We start from the raw sequence: 22,446 nt of genomic DNA, 5'->3' as shown, positions 1-22,446 counted from the left end.
CGGCCATAATGTCGATGTTTGTCGGAAATTTGGCCGCAGCCGGCCACCTGGAAAAGCAATCTGGAAAAGCATTACTGAAGGCTCCGCAATCGAACCATCGCCTTCAATCCACCCATGACGGATCGTTCCAGCGCCAGGGAGCCTCCATACTCGTTGACAAGGTCGGCGACAATGGCAAGTCCGAGCCCGCTGCCCGGTTTTGTCTCGTCGAGACGCCGGCCGCGCTGCAACACCTCGCGCGCCTTGTCGTCGGGAATGCCGGGGCCGTCATCCTCGATGCTGATCTCGAACAGGTTGGCTGCGCCTTCCGTGCCAGCGCCACCCTTGCTGGAGATTGGCTTGACCGAAACGGCGACCGCGCTCCTTGCCCATTTCATCGCATTGTCGAGCAGATTGCCGAGCAGCTCCTCCAGGTCCTCGCGTTCGCCGGCAAAGACGATGTCGGTGGCCGGCAGTGAGAGCGACAGCGCCGTCTGCGGGTTGAGCTTCTGCAGCACCCGAACCATGCGCTGGACCAGCGGCGCCACCGGCGTACGGTAGACGACGCTGTCGCGCTGCGCGGCGACGCGGGCACGTTGCAGATAATGGTCCACTTGCTTTTGCATGGAAGCGGCCTGCTCGGCGATCAGCTGGCCCTTGGCGCCACCCAGCGCCCGTCCCTCGTTGAGCAGCACGGCAAGCGGCGTCTTCAGCGAGTGAGCCAGGTTGCCGACCTGCGTGCGCGACCGCTCGACGATACGCCTGTTGTTCTCGATCAGCGCATTGGTCTCGTTGGCGAGCGGCTCGATCTCGGCCGGGAAACGGCCGTCTAGGCGCTGCGCGGTTCCTTCGCGCACCATGGCAAGCGCATTCCTGACCCGGCGCAGCGGCTGCAGGCCGAGCAGGATGGCAATCGCATTGATGGCGATCATGCCGACGCCGAACAGCGACAGATAGGTCAAAAGGCGCCGCTGGAAGGTGGCGATTTCCTGCTCGAGCTCGGTCTGGTTGCCCATGACGCGGAAGCGCGCGGCGCGGTTTTTCGCATCGAGCACGAACTCGCTCTCGAACACCTCCAACTGCTCGCCTTCGATGCCGTCCGCTGAATAGCTGCGCTGGAAGCTGGCATTGAAGGGCACCTCGGCAACGCTTGGCGACGGGATCGCCTTGGTCATCGACGACGAATGGAGATCGCCGTGCACGCCTTCCGAGGCAGGCTCGACCGACCAGTACCAGCCGGAATTCGGTTCCGAGAACCTCAAATCACCAAGGTCGGGGGCGCCGGTCAATTGGCCGCTTTCAGAAACGCCGACCGAGCCGATCAGGTTGAACAGATGCGCCGAAAGCAGGCTGTCGAAACCGCGCTCGCTGGCCTGGCGATAGAGCGTGGTGATCAAGGTGAAGATGACGACCAGAGTGAGGATCGCCCAGACCGTGGAAAAGGCGATGACGCGAAACGCCACCGAACGCGGCCATGACCGCAGCGACGGCGTGTTCGAGACGGCGGGTTTTGTAGGCAGCGGTTCCGCGTTACGCCTCCGGCTTACGCATGCGGTAGCCCATGCCGCGAACAGTTTCGATCATGTCGATGCCCATCTTCTTGCGAAGCCGTCCGACAAAGACCTCGATCGTGTTGGAATCGCGGTCGAAATCCTGGTCGTAGAGATGCTCGACCAGCTCGGTCCGGGACACCACCTCGCCCATGTGGTGCATCAAATAGGCAAGCAAGCGGAATTCGTGCGAGGTCAGCTTCAGCGGCACGCCGTCGACGTCGGCCTTGGAGGCCTTGGTGTCGAGGCGGAGCGGCCCGCAGGTCAGTTCGGACGAAGCGTGCCCGGCAGCACGCCGGATCAAGGCCCGCACCCTGGCCAGGATTTCCTCGATGTGGAAGGGTTTGGTGACGTAGTCGTCGGCGCCGGCGTCGATGCCGGCAACCTTGTCGCTCCAGCGGTCGCGTGCCGTCAGGATCAGCACCGGCATCTTGCGGCCGCCGCGCCGCCAGCGTTCGACCACGCTGATGCCGTCCATCTGCGGCAGGCCGATATCGAGCACCACGGCATCGTAGGGCTCGGTGTCGCCGAGAAAAAGCCCTTCCTCGCCGTCGAAAGCGCGGTCGACGACATAGCCGGCATCGACCAGTGCATCGCCGATCTGCCGGTTGAGATCCTTGTCATCTTCGACGACGAGTACGCGCATGCGGGAGGCCTGTTGAAGCTGGTCAGATATAGGCCGATTCCGGCAGACTGGGAAACGGCACGGTTCAGTTCAGCGGAACGACGATCTCCGAGCGACGCGGACGCTGCCCTTCCTTGCCCGGAACGAGCACGACGATGATGCAGACCGGCTGGCCGCCGCGTGTCGACTGCGAGGCTTTGGCCAGGGTGCCGCCATTCTGCTCGGCCACCTGCTGGCCGATCGCGTAGCAGTCGGAGGCGGCGAGGACGACCGGCTGCGGCTGCTCGGGCACGACAGCGGGGATCGCCATCGCTTGCGACGCAAGCAGACCGGCGGCTGCGAGCGCCAGTGCCGCGGTCCGGAAGTGGGGGCGAAGGATGTTCATGGTCAGCGTTCTAACGCGCCGGTGCTGAACGTGATATGAACGGTGAACGCTCGAATGCATGCCCGCCACACCCCTGAAGCGCGAGATTACCGGATTGCCATTTCGCCGCCCGGCTCCGCGAAATCGCCAATGTTTAACCTAGCCCTCCAATCCTTCGCCGACAACCGGCATCATCTGGCGGGCAGGACCATTTGGGAGGACGAAGCATCCGGCCCAAGGCAACCGATGGCAGTTCAGGCGAACCGAACCTGAAACAAAAAACCCGCCTCTGCGGCGGGTCGCTGGCGCCATCAGCACCATAGGGGAATTAGTAGCATAGCTGCCGGCACAAAGCAAGAACAAAATTGCCCGATTTGCAAAAAGTGCCCGGTGGTCAGCCCTCGTCCTTGATCACGGCGCGGAAGCGCAGCAGCCCGTGATGGGCCGAAAGGTCCTCGTCGTAGCGGGCTTCGGCGAATTCGAGCTTGAGGTAGGCGCGGCGATGTTCGCCGAGCGAGAGAGCCGTATCGCGCAGGCGGGTGCTAACAAGGTCCATGATGTCATTGGTTTCCTTGCTGGCCTCTGATTTCGACCAGACATGCAACGTCAGCAACTGTTCTGCGTCGTTCTCCATCCCCGTTGCCCCATCGTAGACGCTGGTGCGGCCGAAGGTCATGTGGGGGAACGCAACATTTTCCGGCGCATGGTCGAACAATCTTGCATCGCCCAGTGCCGCCGACAGGTGGGGATCGCCGTTCACTGCCTCGAATATGGCCCTCTGCAATTCGACGGCCGGCGCGGTCATCGTCTTTCCCTTCGCCCGTCGCGTCGACCTCCCGGCTGCGTAGCTGCGTTGCATGAAGGCATCCCGGCAAAGCGCGAATCAGCGCGTCTCATGCGGATTATGAACCTTCGTGACCTCGGGAATAAGCCTGCTCCTGGAACCGGCGACGTTTCGCATCACGGACGCCCTTTAGGGTGATGCCAACCCGCGAATTCATTTGCATGCATGGAGTTTGAAAGAACGGTGCTATGAAGATGTCTGGTTTCCAAACATTCGAGGTCGGTTTCGTGCGCGAGCCATCGCTGCTGCCTGTTTTCGGAAAGCTTGGGGTCAAGGCGCCGCCGGTCGCGATTGCGGCGACGACTATGTCGATGACCATCAAGAGCTTGGTGAGCCGCACTCGGGAGATGCTCTCGGAGCACGGTAGCCTGGCCTTGAAACTGTCCGTCGTTTTGTGGACGGAGCTTGTCCTAGCGGCAGTATTCTTAATCGCCCAGGCCTGACCGAGATCGCCCAGGCCTGATCGAGCGACATTCATCGATCGGGCGGAAACCAAAGGACGCCAGGATGGCAAACCGCTACGCACTGCGCATGGAGCATCCCCACAGCTGGACCGTCTCGACGTCTTCACCGGCCAGCCGGTCGAGCTCAAGCATCAGCTCATGGTTGGCATGAATACGCGCGATGCAGACGCGATGGTCGACCGGCTGGAACAGTCGCGACGTCAAGCGGCGAGCCAAGGCGGACCGCAAGTCCTGAGCAACCGTCCTGTGAGCGATCTGGAAGGATCTAGCGAAAATCGGCTGCAGTCAGCACGTACATGCTCCTGCGGGTACGGGCATAGGCATTCCTGGCGACGTCATGAATTGAGCTGGAAGCCGTGTCGAAGGCCGCCAGATAGGTAGCTTCTGAAGCCGCCGTTCCCGGCTGCATCTTGGAAATGGCATCGGTTGCGACAGAGAAGGAAATCTGGAACATGCCGTCATGGCCAACGAAGCGAATGCGTTTGCTTGCCTCGTCGTAGCTGCGGCTGGGGTTGGGAAATGTCAGGCTCATGATTTGGCCTCCGTCGATGCAGATACGGCCTTCTTGACTGTCCGCGACGCCCGCTTCTTCTTTGGTGCGACCGGATTCAGAGCTTCCGCCGCGCGGTCCGCCTCTTCCTTGGCCAGTCGCAATTCCCTCAGCCTTGCCGTTTTGATGCTCCTCGCCTTGGCCTCCGAGAGATATTCGGCAGTTGCTTTGTTCCGCTCCGCCGTCTTCTTCTGATTTTCCATGAAGCGAGCCTGAGCTTTTTCCATGATGTTCTGATTGCCTTCGGCCATCGGTAAAATCTCCCTTGAAGCGAAAGTCATGAATGTGAACTTCATCGTAAAATAGGTGTTCAAAGACAGAAATTCAATTTCATTAATATTCCGCAAGACCCGAACACCAGGGCATGACCAGGCAAGATAATACGTTCAATATTTTATATGCCCTATGAATATTTTTTTGGCACTCCTATCAATCGAGTGCCAAGGCGCCTATAGAGAGGGGGCGGCCGCCTAAGCCGGCCCCAGAAAGAGTCCCCATGAAATTCCGGCCACTCCACGATCGCGTCGTCATTCGGCGCGCCGAAAGCGACACCAAATCCAAGGGCGGCATCATCATCCCCGACAATGCCAAGGAAAAACCGCAGGAAGGCGAAGTGATCGCTGTCGGGCCGGGCGCGCGGGACGAAAGCGGCGCGCTGATCCCGCTCGACGTCAAGGCCGGCGACCTCATTCTTTTCGGCAAATGGTCCGGCACCGAGGTCAAGATAGACGGCGAGGACCTTCTGATCATGAAGGAGGCCGACATCATGGGCATCATCGAAAAAAGCGAGATGGGCATCATCGGCAAGACCGTGGCTGCCAAGAAGGCCGCCTGATTGGAAGGCCCGCGCGCCCTCCCGCGCGCGCAAAGGACGCTCCGAGCTTTGATTCAGGCGCTGCAAGCGCCTTGCCACGACAACCGAACCGGAAAAGATCATGTCTGCCAAGGAAATCAAATTCTCCACCGACGCGCGTGACCGCATGCTGCGCGGCGTCGAAATCCTCAACAACGCCGTCAAGGTGACGCTCGGCCCCAAAGGCCGCAACGTCATCATCGACAAGGCCTACGGCGCGCCGCGCATCACCAAGGACGGGGTGGCCGTGGCAAAGGAAATCGAGCTTTCCGACAAGTTCGAAAACATGGGCGCACAGATGGTGCGCGAAGTGGCCTCGAAAACCAACGACCTCGCCGGCGACGGCACCACCACCGCCACAGTGCTTGCCGCTTCCATCCTGCGCGAGGGCGCCAAATTCGTTGCCGCCGGCATGAACCCGATGGACCTCAAGCGCGGCATCGACCTTGCCGTCAGCGCCGTCGTCCAGGAAATCCAGGCGCGCGCCAAGAAGGTCAAGTCCTCAGGCGAGATCGCGCAGGTCGGCACCATTGCCGCCAATGGCGACACCAGCGTCGGCGCCATGATCGCCAAGGCGATGGACAAGGTCGGCAATGACGGCGTCATCACCGTCGAGGAGGCCAAGACCGCCGAAACCGAACTAGACGTCGTCGAAGGCATGCAGTTCGACCGCGGCTATCTCTCGCCCTATTTCGTCACCAATGCCGAGAAGATGCGCGCCGAGCTGGAAGACCCTTACGTCCTCATCCACGAAAAGAAGCTCGGAAATCTACAGGCGCTGCTGCCCATCCTCGAAGCCGTGGTGCAAAGCGGCAGGCCGCTGTTGATCATCTCCGAGGACGTCGAGGGCGAAGCGTTGGCAACGCTGGTCGTCAACAAGCTGCGCGGCGGCCTCAAGGTAGCGGCCGTCAAGGCGCCTGGCTTCGGTGACCGCCGCAAGGCGATGCTAGAAGACATCGCCGTGCTCACCGCCGGACAGATGATTTCCGAGGATCTCGGCATCAAGCTGGAGAACATCACCATAGACATGCTCGGCCGCGCCAAGCGCGTGCTGATCGAGAAGGACACCACCACGATCATCGACGGCGCCGGCGAGAAGACCACCATCCAGGCGCGCGTCCAGCAGATCAAGGCGCAGATCGAGGAAACCACTTCCGACTATGACAAGGAGAAGCTGCAGGAACGTCTCGCCAAGCTGGCGGGCGGCGTTGCCGTCATCCGCGTCGGCGGCGCGACCGAATCCGAGGTCAAGGAAAAGAAGGACCGCATCGACGATGCGCTGAACGCCACGCGCGCGGCCGTCGAAGAAGGCATCGTTCCCGGCGGCGGCGTCGCGTTGCTGCGCGCCAAGGCTGTGCTGAACGGGCTGACCGGAGCCAATGCCGATGTGACGGCGGGCATTTCGATCGTGTCGAGAGCGCTCGAAGCGCCAATCCGGCAGATCGCCGAGAATTCCGGCGTCGAAGGTTCGATCGTCATCGGCAAGCTCGCCGACGGCAAGGACCACAATCAGGGCTTCGATGCCCAGAACGAGGTCTATGTCGACATGATCAAGGCCGGCATCGTCGACCCCGCGAAGGTGGTGCGGACGGCACTGCAGGACGCGGGCTCCATTGCGGCGCTCCTGATCACTGCGGAAGCCATGATCACCGACGTTTCGGCCAAGGACGCCGCTGCTTCGACCGGCGGCATGGGCTATTGACCAGCAGCTGCCCGAAACAAGCCTGAAAAGACAGCCGCCGGGGTTCTTCCCCGGCGCGCCCCATCGGCAAGGAGATCGATCCATGATCGCATTCGTCCCGAAGCCAAAGGCAGCGGCGAAGACCAAAGTGGCCGAGGAAAGCCGCTTCGATCGCATTCGCAGGCTTGCCGACAGGCACAGGAAAGCCGACGCCGGCATGGTAGGCCGCGACCCGAAAAAGATCGCAGACAAGCGTCCCATGTGACGACTGCCAATCTTCGGCACCCACGCAAGCGCGGCACCAGACGCTTATCGCGCTTCGCCGCTGATCAGCGCGGCACGGTCCTTGATGATGGTAGAAACGAAGCGGATGACGGCGCGCACCGGCGCCTCCGCCCCGATTTCGCGGCGATAGACGAGCGACACCGGATGACTGCCGAGAATGTCTGGGGCAAGGCGCACCATCCGCGGTTCAGCTTCGGCCAACATGCAGGGCATTACCGCCAGACCGGCGCCACTCAGAGCCGCCGCCAGCATTTCCGTCATTTCGGCAACGCGAAGGACAATTGTCGCGCCGGCGCCGTGCGCCTCAACCCATTTGGCGCCGGGGACGCCGGCAAGGCTTGCGTGAAATCCAATGATCTCGTGTCCGGCCAGCTGGCGAGGATCGATGGGCATCGGGTGACGGTCGAGATAGCGCTGGGACGCATAGATCGACCAGCCCGCAACACAAAGCTTCTGCGCGATCAAATCGTCGTCGGCGATGGTGCCGATCCTGACCGCTAGGTCGGCCTCGCCGTGCTGCAGGTCCACGGGCCTGCTGCCGCTCGTCAGTTCAAGATTGATATCGGGGTGGGCCTTATGGAACCCGGCCATACGCTCGGCAAAAAGGGGGCTGAAGCCCGACGGCAGTGCCAGCCGAACGCTATTCTTGCCCGAACGCACAAGCGCCGTCAGTGCTTGCATGGTACGTTCAAGGTCATCACCGAGCGGCAGCAATGTCTGGCCAAGCGGCGTGATCTCGATGCCTTGCCGCGTTCGCACGACAAGCGAAACCCCGAGTGCCGCCTCAAGAGCAGCAAGGCGCCGGCTGATCGTCGTGTGACGCACGCCGAGCACGCGCGCTGCTCCCGACAACGTTCCCGCGCGGGCGGCAGCGAGAAAGTAGCGCAAATCGTTCCAGTCCGGTTCGCCGGTCTTGGTCACGAACCTAGTCTAGATCAATTCCTCGCCGCGCACCTGTGCAGTTTTGCACAAGCATGCCCGGAAATTGCAAATCGCCTGAATTTGACGTCCGCGCGAGAATAGGCCTGATCCAATTCAGGGAAGCGATCGATGGATATCGAAGGTTTGCGAACGATGGTGGCGCGGCACGCGACGTCGGCCAATGCGTTGGTGGCGCTCGGTTTGGCGATGGAGGCGCGTATTTCCGGCACGCCACTCGAGGGCAGTGTGGCCCGGCGCACAGGGGCCGTGCTTGCCGAACTCGGCGCCTCCGACGTCGTGGCAAGTGCTGGCGTCATCGAACTTACGCCGGTGCTGGCCAGCATCCGGGTCGACCTGCTTTCAGGTGGCAAGCTGCTGTCGCGCTCCTCCGAAAGCGTCGAGGCCCTGGAAGCCTGTTTACGCCAGGCCTTCGGCGACGTTTCATCTGGCTTCCCGGCGTTGCTGAAGCGGCTGATCGCGCCACAACTGGCCGGTTTGCCGGAGAGGCTCGCCGCACCGGGCGCAGCCTTCCTGGATATCGGCGTCGGCGTCGGCGCCCTGTCGGTGTCGATGCTGCGACAATGGCCCGGCCTGAAGGCGGTCGGTGTCGATCCCCTGCCTGAAGCCATCGCGCAGGCCGCTGCCAACGTCAGGGCAGCCGGGCTCGAACATCGCATCGAACTACGCACCGGGCTGGGCCAGGATATCGCGGACACGGACGCGTTCGACCTTGTTTTCGTACCAAGCGCCTTCATCCCCGAGCCGGATGTCAGGGCCATCGTCAAGCGCAGCCACGCCGCGTTGCGGCCCGGCGGCTGGCTGCTGCTGGCAATGGTCAATCCTGGACCGGATGCACTGGGAGACGCCCTCGCCCGCTTCCGCACCACAATGTGGGGCGGCACGGTTTTTGAAAAGGGCGCAGCCCAGGACCTGGTCGATCAGAGCGGCTATGCCGACAGCCGGTTGCTGCCCGGCCCGACCGGGGCGCCTGTCGCCTTCGTCGCCGGGCGTAAGCGGGGCTAACGGTTTCCAGGAGCGGACGATGAAACTGCTGATCTTCGGCGCTTCCGGTGCGACGGGTCGACTGCTTGTCTCGGCGGCGTTGGCGAAGGGCCATGCGGTGACCGCCTTCGTCCGCACGCCGGGCAAGCTTGCCATCAGCCACGAAAATCTGAAGGTGATCGTCGGAAACGTCGCCGATCGGCAGGCAGTCGAACGCGCCGTTGTTAGGTATGATGCGGTTTTCAGCTGTCTTGGGGTGGGCGTGCCGCTGAAACGCGATCCGGCCGTCGTTGCCGGCATCGGCTTCATCGTCGCGGCGATGCAGCAGGCCGGCCCCGAACGGCTCATCTATCTTTCATTCCTTGGCGTTCGCGACAGCCGGCGACAACTGGGCCCCCTGTTGGGCAACATCATCGCGCCATTGGTGCTGCGCCATGAGGTGGCGGACCACGAATTGAAGGAAAGCCTGATCGTTCAATCCAATCTCGACTGGACCATCGTGCGGCCCCCCAAGCTGAGCAATGGGGCGGCAACGGGTGAATTTCGCCACGGCAATGGCATCCGGGCGGCGTCGCTGCTGCCGACACTGGCGCGGGCCGACGTAGCGGCGTTCATGCTCGCCCAGCTCGACGACACCACCTACTCGCGCAGGGCAGTCAGCGTCCTGCGCTGACGCCGCACGGGAGCCGTCTGCCCCTCGACAAACCTCCCGCTTCATCGCCCTTGTAGGCAGCGCCAAAATGGACGAATAGTCATAGCGGCGCGCCGCCATGAGATTGCCGGTGTGCGGTTTCTCAGTTGGCGGCATCGCCGCAGCCGGATCCTGGAATGGCCAGTCCTTTGGAACCACGCAAGAGAAGAGGTCCGATCGCCGCAAGGCTGCTGGCGGTTGATGCATGGATCGATTCCTCGGTCTACGAAATCGGCTTCAGGGCGCGCCAGTTCTGGGAGGCGGCGACCATCTTCTCGCGGCGTTTCCGCGTCGGCGGCTGGCGCCGCGGCCTGATCGAACTGTTGAGTGAAGGCTTTACGCTCGGTGCCGGCGGCATCGTCGTGCTTTTGGCGCTGGCCTTGCCGGCCTTCCAGATAACCGCCGGTGACTGGCGCACGCAAGGCGACTTCGCCGTCACCTTCCTCGACCGCTACGGCAACGAGATCGGCCAGCGCGGCATCATCCAGCGCGATTCGGTGCCGGTCGACGAGATGCCCGACCATGTCATCAAGGCGGTGCTGGCGACCGAAGACCGCCGTTTCTTCGACCATTACGGCATCGATGTGCTCGGCCTGTCGCGCGCCATATTCGAGAATGTGCGGGCAAATTCCGTCGTCCAGGGTGGCTCGAGCATCACCCAGCAGCTGGCCAAGAACCTGTTCCTGACCAATGAGCGGACGTTCGAGCGCAAGATCAAGGAAGCGTTCCTGTCGCTGTGGCTCGAAGCCAATCTGTCGAAGAAGGAAATCCTGCAGCTTTACCTCGACCGCGCCTATATGGGCGGCGGCACCTTCGGCATCGAGGCGGCAGCCGATTTCTATTTCGGCAAGAGCGTCAAGGACCTGAACCTTGCCGAGGCGGCGATGCTGGCCGGCCTGTTCAAGGCGCCGACCAAATATGCGCCGCACATAAACCTGCCCGCCGCCCGGGCGCGGGCCAACGTGGTGCTGTCCAATCTGGTCGATTCCGGCTTCATGACCGAAGGCCAGGTGCTGCAGGCAAGGCTGCACCCGGCCGAAATCGTCGACCGCGGCGAGCAGAAGAGCCCCGACTATTACCTCGACTGGGCCTTCGACGAGGTCAAGAAGATCGCCGCCAAAGGCGGCCCGCACTCGCTTGTCGCCCACACCACCTTCGATGCCAACATCCAGAGGGCGGCCGAAGAATCGATGGAGTTCCACCTCCGCCAGTTCGGCAAGGAATACAACGTCACCGAGGGCGCCATCGTGGTCATCGAGACCAATGGCGCGGTCAGGGCGATCGTCGGCGGCCGCGACTACGGCGCCAGCCAGTTCAACCGCGCCACCAAAGCGCTTCGCCAGACCGGCTCCTCGTTCAAGCCCTATGTCTATGCGACGGCGATGGAGCATGGCTTCACGCCGGATTCGGTGGTTTCCGGCGGACCGATTTCCTGGGGCAGCTGGTCGCCCCACAATTACAATGGCGGGTCGGCCGGCAACGTCACGCTGATCACGGCGATGGCCAAATCGATCAACACGGTGCCGGTGCGGCTGGCCAAGGATTATCTCGGCATCAAGCCGATCAAGGCGATGGCCGAGGCGATGGGCGTCGAGTCGCCGCTTGAATCGCACAAGACCATGGTGCTCGGCACGTCGGGCATGACCGTGATGGACCAGGCGACGGGTTACAGCGTATTTGCCCAGAACGGCCTTGCCGGAACCCGGCACGGCGTCAGCCAACTCTTCACCCGTACCGGCGAGGTGGTCTACGACTTCGCCAAGGATGCGCCGCCGCCGCACCGGGTGCTGTCGGAGCAGGCGCTCAAATACATGAACACCATGCTGGCGGCGGTGCCGGTGATCGGTACAGCCCGGCGCGCAGCCCTTCCAAACATCGTCGTCGCCGGCAAGACCGGCACGACCCAGTCCTACCGCGATGCCTGGTTTGTCGGCTTTACCGGCAACTACACGGCCGCCGTCTGGCTCGGTAATGACGACTTCACCGCGACCAACAAGATGACCGGCGGCACGCTGCCGGCCATGGTGTGGCAGCGCCTGATGCTCTATGCGCACCAGAATATCGACCTCAGACCGATCCCCGGCCTCGATCACCCCTTCGTCGATGCCGAAATTGCCGCCAAGGCCGAGGAAGCGGAAAAGAAGAACGCCGAACAGGCAGCAGCCGATGCCGCAGCCGAGCGTCCGCCGGTGCTGTCCAGCCGGACCACCCAGACCCTGAAGGAACTGACCAGGCTGTTCCAGGCGGCACCCGTGCTCGACGCGCCTGCTGCGCCGGAGACCCTGTCGGCGCTGTGACGGCCAATTGCGCGGGGCCGCTTGCCACAAGGCCCTGCGCCGCGATATCCCCGAGCGGCAATCTTTCAGTCCCGGCCTTCGGTTCCCTGCCTCCTCATGCTCAAGAACGCCTTCCTGACACTGCTTTCGCTTGCCATCGCCGTCGGTGGCGGTGGCGGCAGCGTCTGGTATGCACTGAAGCTGCAGGATGGCGTCGGCGCCATCAGGATCGGCCAATGGACCGCCTTCCCCGATATCGGCACGCCGACGGCAGATCCCTATTCGAAGGCCCGCGTGGCTCGCGAAGGCGTGCTGGCGCTCGGACAGGCGGAAGGACTGTCCTTCATCGCCGAGCGCGATTCCGGCGGCGAACAGCTCAAGCGGCAATGTGCCTACAAGATTGCGGGCGGCTTTCCCACCGCCCGGTTCTGGACGCTTTATGCCGCCGACCAGTCGCTTGGCGTGGTCGAGACCGGCAAGCCGAGGCCGGCTGCGCTGCAGTCCTATCAAGTGCTGCGCCAGGCCGACAATTCGGTGGTCATTTCCGTCGGCAGCCGCCCTGCGCCCGGCAACTGGCTGCTGACCAGCGGCGCCGGCAAGATGTACTTGGTGCTTACGTTCTATGACACGCCGATCGCCAGCAGCACCGGTCTCTCGGACGTCACGCTGCCACAAATCCAGAAGGTCGGCTGCAATGCGTAGCCTGCTGCATGCCGTGCTGCTCGGCCTGCTCGGCGCCGGCATCGTGCACGTCATCGTGCTGCTGCTCGTCCCCGAGTTCTCCGAACGCGACGCCTGGTCGCGATTGGCCATGGCCTCGGATCTCTACAAGATGACCAGGCTCGACGCGGAAGCCGGCGGCGCGCCGGTGGTGAAATCGGTCGATCCGCTGTTTTATGCGGCGGCATGCCGCTTCGACCTTGCCGAGGGGATGGTGCGGGTCAAGGCGCCGGGCAAGGTGCCATTCTGGTCGATATCGGTCTATGACCGCGGCGGCCACAACATCTACTCGTTCAACGACCACAGCGCGACCGCAGGCATGCTCGACACCGTTGTGCTGACGCCGGCTCAGATGATCGAGGTCCGCAAGGATCTTCCCGAGGAACTGCAAGGGGCCATCTTCGTCGAGGCGCCGATAGAGGAAGGCGTATTCGTCATCCGTTCGTTCGTGCCCGACGACAGCTGGAAACCGATCGTCTCGCGGTTTCTCGAACAGAGTTCCTGCGAACTGCAGGATTTTTAAGCCGGTTCCGATGCTCAGTGATGCGGTACCGGCAATGTTCCCGAAGGTCCCGGCTTGTCGGGGCCGGCCGGCCGCGTTTCGCCCGTCAGCGGCCGCTGCTCGTAGCGCACCCCGGGAAAGATGATCACTGCCGCCGGCGCGGCTTGTTGTGCTCGATTGGTTGCCGCCGTTCGCGGCACGAAAGACAGTACCATGCCCATGGTTCGCGTATTCCTCTCGGTTGCCCCGGAGCACAACGCAACGCCTCCATAGTCGATTAAGAAGGCAGTAGGTTAACGGAGCGCTAACGGATCTCCGCTAAATTGATCTTTGTTCTTGGGAGACGCGAAACCGGTACAGCCCGGCAGAGCGCTGTCCAGATCGTGTCGAGTGTCGGGCGTATCCTTCGTGTCAGCTTCGGATTTCAGGCAAATCGCAGCAGGAGCTGAATCGGGAAAGGCCGAAAGGCTGTTTCGCGCCGCGGTATCGGCGTTCTGCTCGCTCACCCGCCCTTCGCGCCGGGAAATCGCGCAGCTCGAAGACCTGACGCTGCCGCTTTTCGAGAATGTCTCGGTCGAATCGCGCCGCTACGTCGCGGCAGCCCTTTCCGAATGCGAATATGCACCCGCCGCGCTGGTGCGGCGGCTTTGCCAGGAGCGGGTCGACATCGCCGCTCCGCTGCTCATCCGCTCGCGCGCCCTCAGCGACGTCGACCTGATCGCGCTGATCGGACGTCACGGCCTGCCGCATGCCCGTGCCATTGCCCGCCGCAAGGATCTCAATCAAACGATCGCGGATCTCATCAAAGTGCTCGAAAGGCCGACGCTGGTGCGGTCGCAGCAGCAGCCGGAAACAACCGCCAAAGCCGCCTCCGAAAACGCCGAAGTGGTTGCGGGCGAGGTCAACAGGCAAGAGGCTTCCGATGCCGCTGAAACTGTACGCCGCCGGTTGCGATTCATGATGCGCACCGAGAGCGGCGGCGCTATCGGTCCGTTCGTCGAGCCACAAACCTATGTCAAGCTGCGCGAGACCGCGCTGACCGGCAATGCAGCATTCTTCCAGACAGCGCTCGCCGATGCGCTCGAAGTCGATTTTTCAACGGCGCGGACGCTCACCGCGAGCCACAATTACACACCGCTGCTGGCCGCCTTGCGCGCGCTCGACCTCAGCGAAGACAAGGCGTTCCTGATCACGGCCGCCATCTATCCGACCGAGTTTCCGCACCCGCAGGCGATCCGCATCTTCCTCGACCGCTACCGCCTGCTGCACCGCGACGCGGCGTTGGACCGGCTCCGCGGCTGGAAGGCCGACACCGTATCGAAAATTGTTCGCAAGCCTGGGCGCGTCGCCGCAAATGCCGACCTGCGCAAGCCGAACAGCGCCGATATAGCCGCCAGCCCAAAGGCGCGTCGCATCTGAAGGCTTGCCGTTAAGACGCCTTGACCGAGATAAGCTCCTCGACGGGAATGGCGCCCGCCTCGATCTCGACCACCCAGATATCCGGATCGAATCTCTTCTCGCGCTCCAGCCGCGCGTCGAAGATGGCGGCATCGTCGCCTTCGCCAAGCAGGCTGAAAAAACGGTCGTCCGGCCTGGCTGAATCGTAACTCGTCTGCGGCGCCGGCCCGAACAGCGCTATCTCCCCCAGCCTGCCCCGCGCCAGCACGAAAACCGCGCCGGCTTCCGTCGCGCCGCGCTTGACCACGGCGGCAAAGCCGCCGGCGCTGAAAACCCGGCGCAACAGCGCCGACACCCACAGATCGGTGGTTACCCGCATGGAGAAGTCCTGGACATGCGGCGGTCCTTACAGCATTGGCCGGAAGACCGTAACCGGTCTTTGCCAGGCGATCGGCGAGCGGCCGTTTCGACCCTTAGTTGGTCAGGCCGATCTCGCGCATCTTGACGTAGACGATCTCGTCGGGCTCGCCGGTCTCGGGCAGGCCGAACAGCGCCTGGAATTCCTTGATCGCGGCCTTGGTGCGCGCGCCGACGACGCCATCCAATTGCATGTCGTCATTGCCGAACGCCTTCAGTCCGGCCTGGATCTTGACGATGCGGGGATCAGGCGTTTGCGCCACCGCATTTGCCGGTGCGGACGCTGGAATGGCGGCCGGAGCAGCGGCCGTTTCGACCGGCCGCGGCACCGGATGCGGCACCACGGCCGCGGTCTTTGGCGTGGCGCCCAGTTGATCCAGCAGGACGCTGTCGATCTCGCCGGAGGCATTCAATCCGACCTTCTGCTGATAGGCCTGGATGGCCTTGCGCGTATTCGGTCCGGGAATCCCGTCGACGGTGCCGGAATAGAAATCGAGATCCTTCAATATGCCCTGGACCTGCTCGACGACCGGGTCGCTCTTGATCGGCGCAGCGGCCGGACGCACGATATTGATGGTGGTTTCGGGCTCGTCGCTGTCCGCCCGGGGAAAGCGCTCGATGCTCCTGGTGACGAAAAACGCGCCGGCATGCGGAAAGGGCTGGTACCAAAGCGCGTTCGCCGAGACGTAGAACAGCGTCACCAGGAATGCGGTGGAGCCGCCGACCACAACAGGATTGCGCGAGATCAGGCTGCCCAGAGCCATAGCTCCGTGCTCGAAGGCATTGCCGCGGCGTTTGACCGCCTTAGGCTGTTTTGCGGAGCGACCCATTGCTCTCCCCCTTGCCATCGTCCGCTCTGGCTTTGGCCGCGGACATCGGCACCACGCCGGCCTTCTCCGCCGAGCGGCCCGTCGGGCCGCTCACGGGAAGGCTGATCGTCACCGTAGTGCCCTCGCCCGGCATGCTTTCGATCGACATGGTGCCCTCGTGCAGCGCCACCAGCCCCTTCACCAGCGAGAGCCCGAGGCCTGTGCCTTCGAAACGGCGGGTATAGTCGTTCTGGATCTGCATGAACGGCTTGCCGAGATTGGCGAAATCTTCCTCGGCGATGCCGATGCCAGTATCCCGGACCCAGAAATGCAGCCGCGAGCCGATGCGCTTGGCGCCGATGACGACATTGCCGCCTTCGGGCGTGAACTTGATCGCGTTAGAGACCAGATTGATCAGGATCTGCTGCACGGCGCGACGGTCGGCATTTATTTCGCCTGCGTCCGGCGCGATCTGGGCCTGCAGATCGATGGCCTTTGCCTCGGCTTGCAGGCGCATCATCGATTGGCACATCTCGACCGCTTCGCGGAAGCGGAACGGTTCCGGTTCGGTCGCGTAAGCGCCCGATTCGATCCGCGATACGTCGAGTATCGAGGTGACGACGGCAAGCAGGTGCTGGCCCGAATCCCTGACCAGCCCGACATATTCCTTCTGGCGCGGATCCTTGAAGCTGCCGAACATCTCGTGCAGCAACATGTCGGAAAAGCCGATGATGGCATTGAGCGGGGTGCGCAACTCATGGCTGACGACGGCAAGGAAGCGTCCTTTCGCCACCTCGGCGGAGGCAGCCGCCTCATTGGCAGCGGCAAGCTCCTGGCGCAGGCCGGTCAGTTCGTCGTTCTCGCGCAGAAGAAGCGTGAAGACAGTCTCCTGCCCCGGCGCGCGCATCATCTCGAGCGAGAACGGCCGGTAATTGTCGGCCGTCACGCCGCTGCTCTGCGGCAGCCGTACGCGAAGGTCGAGCCGGCGCGACAGGGCGCCATCGCGCATATCGGCCAGCGCACTGAGATACGGGACGCGGTCGGACAGATGGATGCGATCGAAAAGTCCGGTGCCGAAAAGCAGCTCCGGTGGCAGCCTCAGCATAGTGCGTGCCTTAGCCGAGACGTCCAGAACCTCGCCATGCGCAGCGATTCGCAGCACGACGGCGTCGATCAGGTCTTCGAGCCGGTGGCTGCCGGCCGGATCGAGCTGTGCGTTGGCGGCGCCGCGAAGCGGAGCGATACGCGGAATGACCGTGAGTGCCCAGGCCAGTGGTACCAGCCAGTGCCATGCGGCGATTTCGGTCTGGTCGAGCGGCAAGACGGAACCGGCTAAAGGCTGCAGCAAGACTGCGACAAAGGCCGATATGGCGCCCCAGATCACGGCACGGCGCGACTGGCCGATCCACCAGGCTTCAAACGGCAGCGCTACCGCAAGCAAGGCAACCGGCGAGGCCACACCGCCGGCGGCAGCGATAAGGGCACCGAGGGCAACGCTGCCGACGACCAAGGCGAGTTGGCCGGCCAGGGTCATCTTGCCCGATGCAGCCACCAGCAGGGCGGCGAACCAGCAAAGGCCGAACGCCGCAAAGATGGCAGCCACGGTCACGGCCGCGCCCATGCCCGACGTGACCAGCGTCACCGCTGCACCCGCGCTGAAGAAAGGAGCCGCCAGCATGGCGCCAATGAACCGACTGTAGCGGCGACGATCGCTCTGGCCGAGCACGGACGGATGAACCATCCGTTCGCAACCGGCGGCTATCGCGCCCGGCAACTCGGCGTATCTGGCCTTGATCGCACTCAACTCAACGCACCCGGTCGTGAACGGCCCTGCTTTGCAGGCGGCTTTTGTCGATTCCGAAACTCGCATCCAGCGTTTAAGGAATGGATAAGGCTGGGCCGATCGTCCCCCGGCAGGCTGCAAATATCGGGATACCGGCGGGGAAAAAACCGGGGCAATTGCCGCCATAGTAAACGGAGCGTTATCCACACCGCCCGCGCCTGACGTTGCGGCCGATGGCATCAAACTGTCACCATGCAAAAAAATAACGGGGAAAAACAATCCGTTGGATGGTTATCATTTGCTGAATAAAATCTGAGCCGTTCGAGGCAAATGAACTTCAAAACGCTTCGTTTCGAATCTACCTAAAATTTAAGGAAAACTGTTGCTTTCGGGACAAGCCGTCCTTTGCCCATCTGTGTCAGTATCGCGTACAAGGGTCGTGCGGTTCGGATGCATGACGTCATAAAGGACAGACAGATGGGCTTTCTGATAAGAGCTGCTTTCTGGTTTTCGCTGGTGCTTCTGGCGCTGCCGCTGGGTGTCGGCGCCGATGATGCGGGCCGCGAAAGCGTCGGGCCGCTCCAGGCGCTGTTTGCGGCGCGCGAAGCCGTCGGCGATATCGCCGGCATCTGCGAGCGCAAGCCGGACGTGTGCGAGACCGGCAAATCGGCAATGCACACCATCACCGCCCGGGCAAGGGAGACCGCCAAGATCGCGGCCGCCATGCTGGACGAGAAGGCCGCTGAACCTGATACGGTGACGACCACCGGCAGCGTGTCCGAGGAAATCGTGTTGCCGGCGAAAGTCGATCTGCCGGCGAAACTGCACTTGCCGGCGAAGAACTGAGACTGTTTCGGCCGAATTCATCGCTAAACCGCAAGGCTCTCGCTCTCGGCGCCTGCGGCGTTTCTCCTCTTTTTCCGTGACGTGGCAGCGCCGGATGACTATATCCGGGGGAATGACGACGACGATCCAGACCATCCGCGACGACTTTTCCCTGCTCGAGGAGTGGGAAGACCGCTATCGCTATGTGATTGAACTGGGTGAAGCACTGCCGCCGTTTCCCGACGAGCAACGCATACAAGCCAACAAGGTGCCGGGCTGCGTCAGCCAGGTCTGGCTGACTACCGAGCAAGGCGGGGGTGCCGACCCCGTTATCACCTTCAAGGGCGATTCCGACGCGCATATCGTGCGCGGCCTGGTCGCCATCATGCTGGCGCTGTTTTCGGGACGGCCGGCCAGCGAAATCCAGAGGACCGACGCAGAGGCCACATTGAAGGCGCTCGGACTTGACGAGCACCTGTCGCCGCAGCGCGCCAATGGTCTTCGCTCGATGGTCAAGCGCATCAAGCGTGACGCCGAGGCAGCGCTGAAGCAGACCGCCTGACCGCACGGCAGTTGCTGGCGGCATGAAGAACTGGCGGGCTGAGCTTTGGTCTCCCCACAATGCGAAAACGGCGCCTGTAGGCGCCGTTTGAGTATCAAACCGGAAGAGCCGCTTGTCAGCGTCCCTTGCGCTTGCGGCCGAGACCCATCTTCTTGGCGAGCTGCGAACGGGCGGCCGCGTAATTGGGCGCAACCATCGGATAGCTTGGGTCCAGGTTCCACTTTTCACGATACTGGTCGGGCGTGAGATCATAGTGGGTCATCAAGTGACGCTTGAGCGACTTGAACTTCTTGCCGTCTTCGAGACAGATGATGTAGTCGTCATGCACTGACCGCTTCGGATTTACCGCCGGCTTCTGCTTGTCGGCAGGAGGTTGCTCGGCGGCCCCGCCGACACGCCCGAGAGCGGCATGGACATCGGCGATAAGGTTCGGCAGTTCGCCGACCGGTACGGGATTGTTGCTGACATAGGCAGCCACCACGTCGGCGGTGAGCTCGATCAGCGCGTCACTGTTTCTGGAAGGTGTTTCGGTAATATCCATGGCGTTCAGGTCCCAACGAGAATTGTTTCTGTCTACGCCCTATTTTTGGCAGGCAGGGCATCGCGCGAACTTGTGCAGGAAAAAGCCTCCGCGATTCGCGTCGCGGCATCTTAATGAGCCTGAGCGCCAAGTAAGTCAATTCGCTTCTTGCGGTCTATTCAGCGATACAAGTCAAATATTCCTCATTCAGCTTCACTCTTTCGTGCAAAGTGTAACTTTGCCGTTTTTTCTGGTCAGACCAGCATCGACTGACGCGGCGGCAAGCAGCCATTACACAAACGGCAGCAGGTAAATAGAGTTCGATGCTTGACCCTGCGGGCGGCATTACAGCCTGGATGATCGGCCGATTCAGTAAAATCATAGGTTGCGAAGCGTTACTGTTGCTCGCGAGCCGTCGCCGGAGCGGTGCGCTGTGTCATTGAAATGGGGTAATGTATTTCCGTAGACCCAGCCATATCGGCCACTTGCCAAGCCGCGAAGGCAGTTGCATGAGATTGACCGGCACTGGCAGGGTCATCGCAGCGACGGCGAGAACCGCGGCAGTCCGAGAAGAAATATTCGTTATCCGCTCCTCCAGCCCGTCCTCTCGAGCCACCACGACAATAGATCATAGCCCTTGAACCCGCGCTGCTCGGCGTGTTCATTCGCCATTCAAGTAGCTTCCACAGCGAGACGCAATGACCAGAACCCCAGTGTTTCCGACCGCCACGCCGCCGCAGCCGGAGAGGCGGCCGATCTTCGACACGCATCACGGCATAACGCGGACGGACGATTATGCCTGGCTGAGGGCCGCCAATTGGCAAGAGATGTTTAGGGATCCGTCCCTGCTCGACGGCCAAATCCGCGCCCACCTCGAAGCCGAGAATGCCTACCAGGCGGCGCTGATGGCCGATACGGTCCAACTGCAGAAGCAGCTTTTCGCGGAAATGAAGGGACGCATCAAGGAAGACGATTCTTCCGTGCCGATGAAGGACGGACCTTACGCCTACGGCTCCTCCTTCAAGCTTGGCGGCCAGCAGCCGCGTTATTTCCGCACGGCGCGTGACGGCGGCGACAAGCAGATATTGCTCGACGGCGATGCCGAGGCCGAGGGCAAGCCCTATTTCCGCCTGGGCGGCGTCGATCATTCGGACGACCACAGCAAGCTGCTCTGGGCCTTCGACGACAAGGGTTCCGAATTCTACACGCTGCGCGTCCGCGATCTGGCCGGCGGCAACGATCTGGCGGACAGGGTCCCGGACACCGGCGGCGGCGGTGTGTGGGATGCCGGCAATGACGGTTTTTTCTACACCCGCCTCGACCCCAACCACCGTCCTTCCAAAGTGCTGTTCCATGCGCTTGGCGACGGTCCTGAAAACGACCGGCTGATCTACGAGGAGACCGATCCCGGCTTTTTCATGGATGTCGGCGGCACGCGCTCCAACGAGTGGATCATGATTGGCATCAACGATCATGAGACCTCGGAATACCGTATCATGAGCGCCAACGATCCGTTCGCAGAGCCGAAGCTGGTTGCGGCGCGCCAGACCGGCCTGCAGTACGAACTCGAGGAAGGCGGCGACATCTTCTTCATCCTCACCAATGCCGACGGCGCCAAGGACTTCAAGATCATGACGGCGCCGGCCCACGATCCGGTGCGCGCCAACTGGCAGGAACTGGTGCCGCACGAAGCGGGCCGGTTGATCCTTTCGGTGATCGGCTTCAAGGACCACATGGTCCGGCTCGAGCGCAAGGAAGGCCTGCCGCGCATCGTCGTACGCGACCGCAAGAGCGGCGAGGAGCACCTGATCTCCTTCGACGAGGAAGCCTTCTCGCTCGGCCTGTCCGGCTCCTACGAATACGACACCGAGATCATGCGCTTTTCCTATTCGTCGATGACGACCCCGGCGCAGGTCTTCGATTACAACATGCGCACCCGCGAGCGGGTGCTGCTCAAGACCCAGGAAGTGCCGTCCGGCCACGACCCGGAGCACTACGTCACGCGCCGGCTGATGGCGCCTGCCGCCGACGGCGAATTGGTGCCGATCTCGCTCCTCCATCACCGCGACACACCGCTCGACGGGTCCGCCCCTTGCCTGCTTTACGGCTACGGATCTTACGGCATAGCCGTACCCGCCGCGTTCAACACCAATCTGTTTTCGCTGGTCGACCGCGGCTTTGTCTACGCGATAGCCCATGTTCGCGGCGGCAAGGACAAGGGCTATGGCTGGTACGACGACGGCAAGCGGGCGAACAAGATGAACACGTTCACCGATTTTGTCGCTGCCGCCCACCACCTCGTCGCCGAACGCTATACACAGCATGACCGCATCGTTGCGCAAGGCGGTTCGGCCGGCGGCATGCTGATGGGCGCGGTCGCCAACATGGCGCCGCAATGCTTCGGCGGCATCGTCGCCGAGGTCCCCTTCGTCGACGTGCTCACCACCATGCTCGACGCCAGCTTGCCGCTGACGCCGCCGGAATGGCCGGAATGGGGCAATCCGATCGCGTCGGCGGAGGATTACCGGACCATCGCCGCCTACTCGCCCTACGACAATGTCGCCGCACTCGACTATCCGCCGATCCTGGCACTGGCCGGCCTGACCGACCCGCGCGTCACCTATTGGGAGCCGGCCAAATGGGCGGCGCGGCTGCGCGACCGCAAGACGGGTGAAAATCCGGTGCTGTTCAAGATCAACCTGGATTCAGGCCATGCCGGCGCGTCCGGCCGGTTTTCAAGACTGGAGGAAATCGCCTTCACCTACGCCTTCGGGCTCAAGGTGACGGGCAAGGCCGAGCTTGCGGCGTGAACATCGGCGGATGAG

26 protein-coding genes are annotated in these 22,446 nt (G+C 62.6%); 13 read left to right on the top strand and 13 right to left on the bottom strand.

Features of this window, described 5'->3' with window-relative positions; translation table 11 throughout:
• Window positions 1–71: 71 nt before the first annotated feature.
• From NKJ23_RS08070 to NKJ23_RS08055, 4 genes are all read right to left on the bottom strand, one after another.
• Entirely contained in the window at window positions 72–1,499 is a 1,428-nt protein-coding gene (locus NKJ23_RS08070; RefSeq protein WP_352454424.1) for an ATP-binding protein, read from the bottom strand.
• A 10-nt stretch (window positions 1,500–1,509) separates the two neighbouring features.
• A complete protein-coding gene (locus NKJ23_RS08065; RefSeq protein WP_352454330.1) occupies window positions 1,510–2,175 on the bottom strand; it encodes a response regulator transcription factor in 666 nt (221 codons plus the stop codon).
• A gap of 64 nt (window positions 2,176–2,239) precedes the next feature.
• Complete coding sequence (locus NKJ23_RS08060; RefSeq protein ID WP_352679784.1) at window positions 2,240–2,539, bottom strand: hypothetical protein; 300 nt, start codon at window positions 2,537–2,539, stop codon at window positions 2,240–2,242.
• 373 nt (window positions 2,540–2,912) lie between these two features.
• Window positions 2,913–3,323, bottom strand: coding sequence for a DUF3168 domain-containing protein (locus NKJ23_RS08055; RefSeq protein WP_352679781.1), 411 nt, complete (start codon window positions 3,321–3,323; stop codon window positions 2,913–2,915).
• A gap of 227 nt (window positions 3,324–3,550) precedes the next feature.
• On the opposite strand from NKJ23_RS08055, the gene NKJ23_RS08050 reads away from it, so the two are divergent.
• Window positions 3,551–3,805 carry a hypothetical protein gene (locus NKJ23_RS08050; RefSeq protein WP_352679779.1) on the top strand — a complete coding sequence of 85 codons (255 nt, stop codon included), beginning with the start codon at window positions 3,551–3,553 and terminating at the stop codon, window positions 3,803–3,805.
• Window positions 3,806–3,880: 75 nt separating this feature from the next.
• Here the strand turns inward: NKJ23_RS08050 and NKJ23_RS08045 are convergent, their stop codons facing one another.
• From NKJ23_RS08045 to NKJ23_RS08035, 3 genes are all read right to left on the bottom strand, one after another.
• On the bottom strand, window positions 3,881–4,030 hold the full coding sequence (locus NKJ23_RS08045; RefSeq protein ID WP_352679777.1) for a hypothetical protein: 150 nt from the start codon (window positions 4,028–4,030) through the stop codon (window positions 3,881–3,883).
• Window positions 4,031–4,091: 61 nt separating this feature from the next.
• On the bottom strand, window positions 4,092–4,358 hold the full coding sequence (locus NKJ23_RS08040; protein ID WP_352591915.1) for a DUF1488 family protein: 267 nt from the start codon (window positions 4,356–4,358) through the stop codon (window positions 4,092–4,094).
• Window positions 4,355–4,627: a hypothetical protein gene (locus NKJ23_RS08035; RefSeq protein ID WP_352454325.1), complete on the bottom strand. Its 273-nt coding sequence runs from the start codon at window positions 4,625–4,627 to the stop codon at window positions 4,355–4,357. The genes NKJ23_RS08040 and NKJ23_RS08035 overlap by 4 nt, the downstream gene beginning before the upstream one ends.
• A gap of 245 nt (window positions 4,628–4,872) precedes the next feature.
• Between NKJ23_RS08035 and NKJ23_RS08030 the strand changes: the two genes are divergently transcribed.
• From NKJ23_RS08030 to NKJ23_RS08020, 3 genes are all read left to right on the top strand, one after another.
• The gene (locus NKJ23_RS08030) at window positions 4,873–5,211 is read left to right on the top strand and encodes a co-chaperone GroES (RefSeq protein ID WP_352679774.1); all 339 of its coding nucleotides are present in this window, start codon (window positions 4,873–4,875) and stop codon (window positions 5,209–5,211) included.
• Window positions 5,212–5,311: 100 nt separating this feature from the next.
• Complete coding sequence (gene groL / locus NKJ23_RS08025; protein WP_352454323.1) at window positions 5,312–6,931, top strand: chaperonin GroEL; 1,620 nt, start codon at window positions 5,312–5,314, stop codon at window positions 6,929–6,931.
• 82 nt (window positions 6,932–7,013) lie between these two features.
• On the top strand, window positions 7,014–7,175 hold the full coding sequence (locus tag NKJ23_RS08020) for a hypothetical protein (RefSeq protein ID WP_352679771.1): 162 nt from the start codon (window positions 7,014–7,016) through the stop codon (window positions 7,173–7,175).
• Window positions 7,176–7,219: 44 nt separating this feature from the next.
• Here the strand turns inward: NKJ23_RS08020 and NKJ23_RS08015 are convergent, their stop codons facing one another.
• Window positions 7,220–8,116 (bottom strand): LysR family transcriptional regulator, encoded by an 897-nt coding sequence (locus NKJ23_RS08015; RefSeq protein WP_352679769.1) that lies wholly within the window; start codon window positions 8,114–8,116, stop codon window positions 7,220–7,222.
• 129 nt (window positions 8,117–8,245) lie between these two features.
• On the opposite strand from NKJ23_RS08015, the gene NKJ23_RS08010 reads away from it, so the two are divergent.
• The 5 genes from NKJ23_RS08010 to NKJ23_RS07990 all read left to right on the top strand — a co-directional run bounded on the left by NKJ23_RS08010 (window position 8,246) and on the right by NKJ23_RS07990 (window position 13,328).
• The gene (locus NKJ23_RS08010; protein WP_352679766.1) at window positions 8,246–9,139 is read left to right on the top strand and encodes a methyltransferase domain-containing protein; all 894 of its coding nucleotides are present in this window, start codon (window positions 8,246–8,248) and stop codon (window positions 9,137–9,139) included.
• Window positions 9,140–9,158: 19 nt separating this feature from the next.
• The gene (locus tag NKJ23_RS08005) at window positions 9,159–9,791 is read left to right on the top strand and encodes an NAD(P)-dependent oxidoreductase (protein WP_352679764.1); all 633 of its coding nucleotides are present in this window, start codon (window positions 9,159–9,161) and stop codon (window positions 9,789–9,791) included.
• Between the two features lie 155 nt (window positions 9,792–9,946).
• Complete coding sequence (locus NKJ23_RS08000) at window positions 9,947–12,106, top strand: transglycosylase domain-containing protein (protein ID WP_352679762.1); 2,160 nt, start codon at window positions 9,947–9,949, stop codon at window positions 12,104–12,106.
• Window positions 12,107–12,202: 96 nt separating this feature from the next.
• Entirely contained in the window at window positions 12,203–12,787 is a 585-nt protein-coding gene (locus NKJ23_RS07995) for a DUF1214 domain-containing protein (protein ID WP_352679759.1), read from the top strand.
• On the top strand, window positions 12,780–13,328 hold the full coding sequence (locus tag NKJ23_RS07990) for a DUF1254 domain-containing protein (protein ID WP_352679756.1): 549 nt from the start codon (window positions 12,780–12,782) through the stop codon (window positions 13,326–13,328). Before NKJ23_RS07995 ends, NKJ23_RS07990 begins: the two co-directional genes overlap by 8 nt.
• Before the next feature lie 14 nt (window positions 13,329–13,342).
• Here NKJ23_RS07990 and NKJ23_RS07985 read toward each other — a convergent pair whose 3' ends face one another.
• Window positions 13,343–13,528, bottom strand: coding sequence for a hypothetical protein (locus NKJ23_RS07985; protein ID WP_023677835.1), 186 nt, complete (start codon window positions 13,526–13,528; stop codon window positions 13,343–13,345).
• A 187-nt stretch (window positions 13,529–13,715) separates the two neighbouring features.
• On the opposite strand from NKJ23_RS07985, the gene NKJ23_RS07980 reads away from it, so the two are divergent.
• The gene (locus tag NKJ23_RS07980; RefSeq protein ID WP_352679753.1) at window positions 13,716–14,726 is read left to right on the top strand and encodes a DUF2336 domain-containing protein; all 1,011 of its coding nucleotides are present in this window, start codon (window positions 13,716–13,718) and stop codon (window positions 14,724–14,726) included.
• A 10-nt stretch (window positions 14,727–14,736) separates the two neighbouring features.
• On the opposite strand, the gene NKJ23_RS07975 is transcribed toward NKJ23_RS07980, so the two are convergent.
• From NKJ23_RS07975 to NKJ23_RS07965, 3 genes are all read right to left on the bottom strand, one after another.
• Window positions 14,737–15,084, bottom strand: a complete 348-nt coding sequence (locus NKJ23_RS07975) for a DUF1491 family protein (protein WP_352454316.1) — start codon at window positions 15,082–15,084, stop codon at window positions 14,737–14,739.
• Between the two features lie 94 nt (window positions 15,085–15,178).
• Window positions 15,179–15,952 (bottom strand): peptidoglycan-binding domain-containing protein, encoded by a 774-nt coding sequence (locus tag NKJ23_RS07970; RefSeq protein WP_352679750.1) that lies wholly within the window; start codon window positions 15,950–15,952, stop codon window positions 15,179–15,181.
• Entirely contained in the window at window positions 15,927–17,672 is a 1,746-nt protein-coding gene (locus NKJ23_RS07965) for an ATP-binding protein (RefSeq protein WP_352679881.1), read from the bottom strand. The genes NKJ23_RS07970 and NKJ23_RS07965 overlap by 26 nt, the downstream gene beginning before the upstream one ends.
• Window positions 17,673–18,191: 519 nt before the next feature.
• Here NKJ23_RS07965 and NKJ23_RS07960 point away from each other — a divergent pair.
• Both NKJ23_RS07960 and NKJ23_RS07955 read left to right on the top strand, forming a co-directional pair.
• Window positions 18,192–18,560: a DUF5330 domain-containing protein gene (locus NKJ23_RS07960; RefSeq protein WP_352679748.1), complete on the top strand. Its 369-nt coding sequence runs from the start codon at window positions 18,192–18,194 to the stop codon at window positions 18,558–18,560.
• A gap of 112 nt (window positions 18,561–18,672) precedes the next feature.
• Entirely contained in the window at window positions 18,673–19,101 is a 429-nt protein-coding gene (locus NKJ23_RS07955; protein WP_352679878.1) for a SufE family protein, read from the top strand.
• A 115-nt stretch (window positions 19,102–19,216) separates the two neighbouring features.
• Here the strand turns inward: NKJ23_RS07955 and NKJ23_RS07950 are convergent, their stop codons facing one another.
• Window positions 19,217–19,642: a Ros/MucR family transcriptional regulator gene (locus NKJ23_RS07950; protein WP_023677844.1), complete on the bottom strand. Its 426-nt coding sequence runs from the start codon at window positions 19,640–19,642 to the stop codon at window positions 19,217–19,219.
• A 677-nt stretch (window positions 19,643–20,319) separates the two neighbouring features.
• Here NKJ23_RS07950 and NKJ23_RS07945 point away from each other — a divergent pair.
• On the top strand, window positions 20,320–22,431 hold the full coding sequence (locus NKJ23_RS07945; protein WP_352679746.1) for a S9 family peptidase: 2,112 nt from the start codon (window positions 20,320–20,322) through the stop codon (window positions 22,429–22,431).
• Window positions 22,432–22,446: the final 15 nt, after the last annotated feature.

Source organism: Mesorhizobium sp. M0184 (assembly GCF_040322215.1).
Lineage (GTDB): Bacteria > Pseudomonadota > Alphaproteobacteria > Rhizobiales > Rhizobiaceae > Mesorhizobium.
The sequence above is the reverse complement of the archived record's forward strand: the minus strand, read 5'-3'. Positions and strand labels throughout refer to the sequence as shown.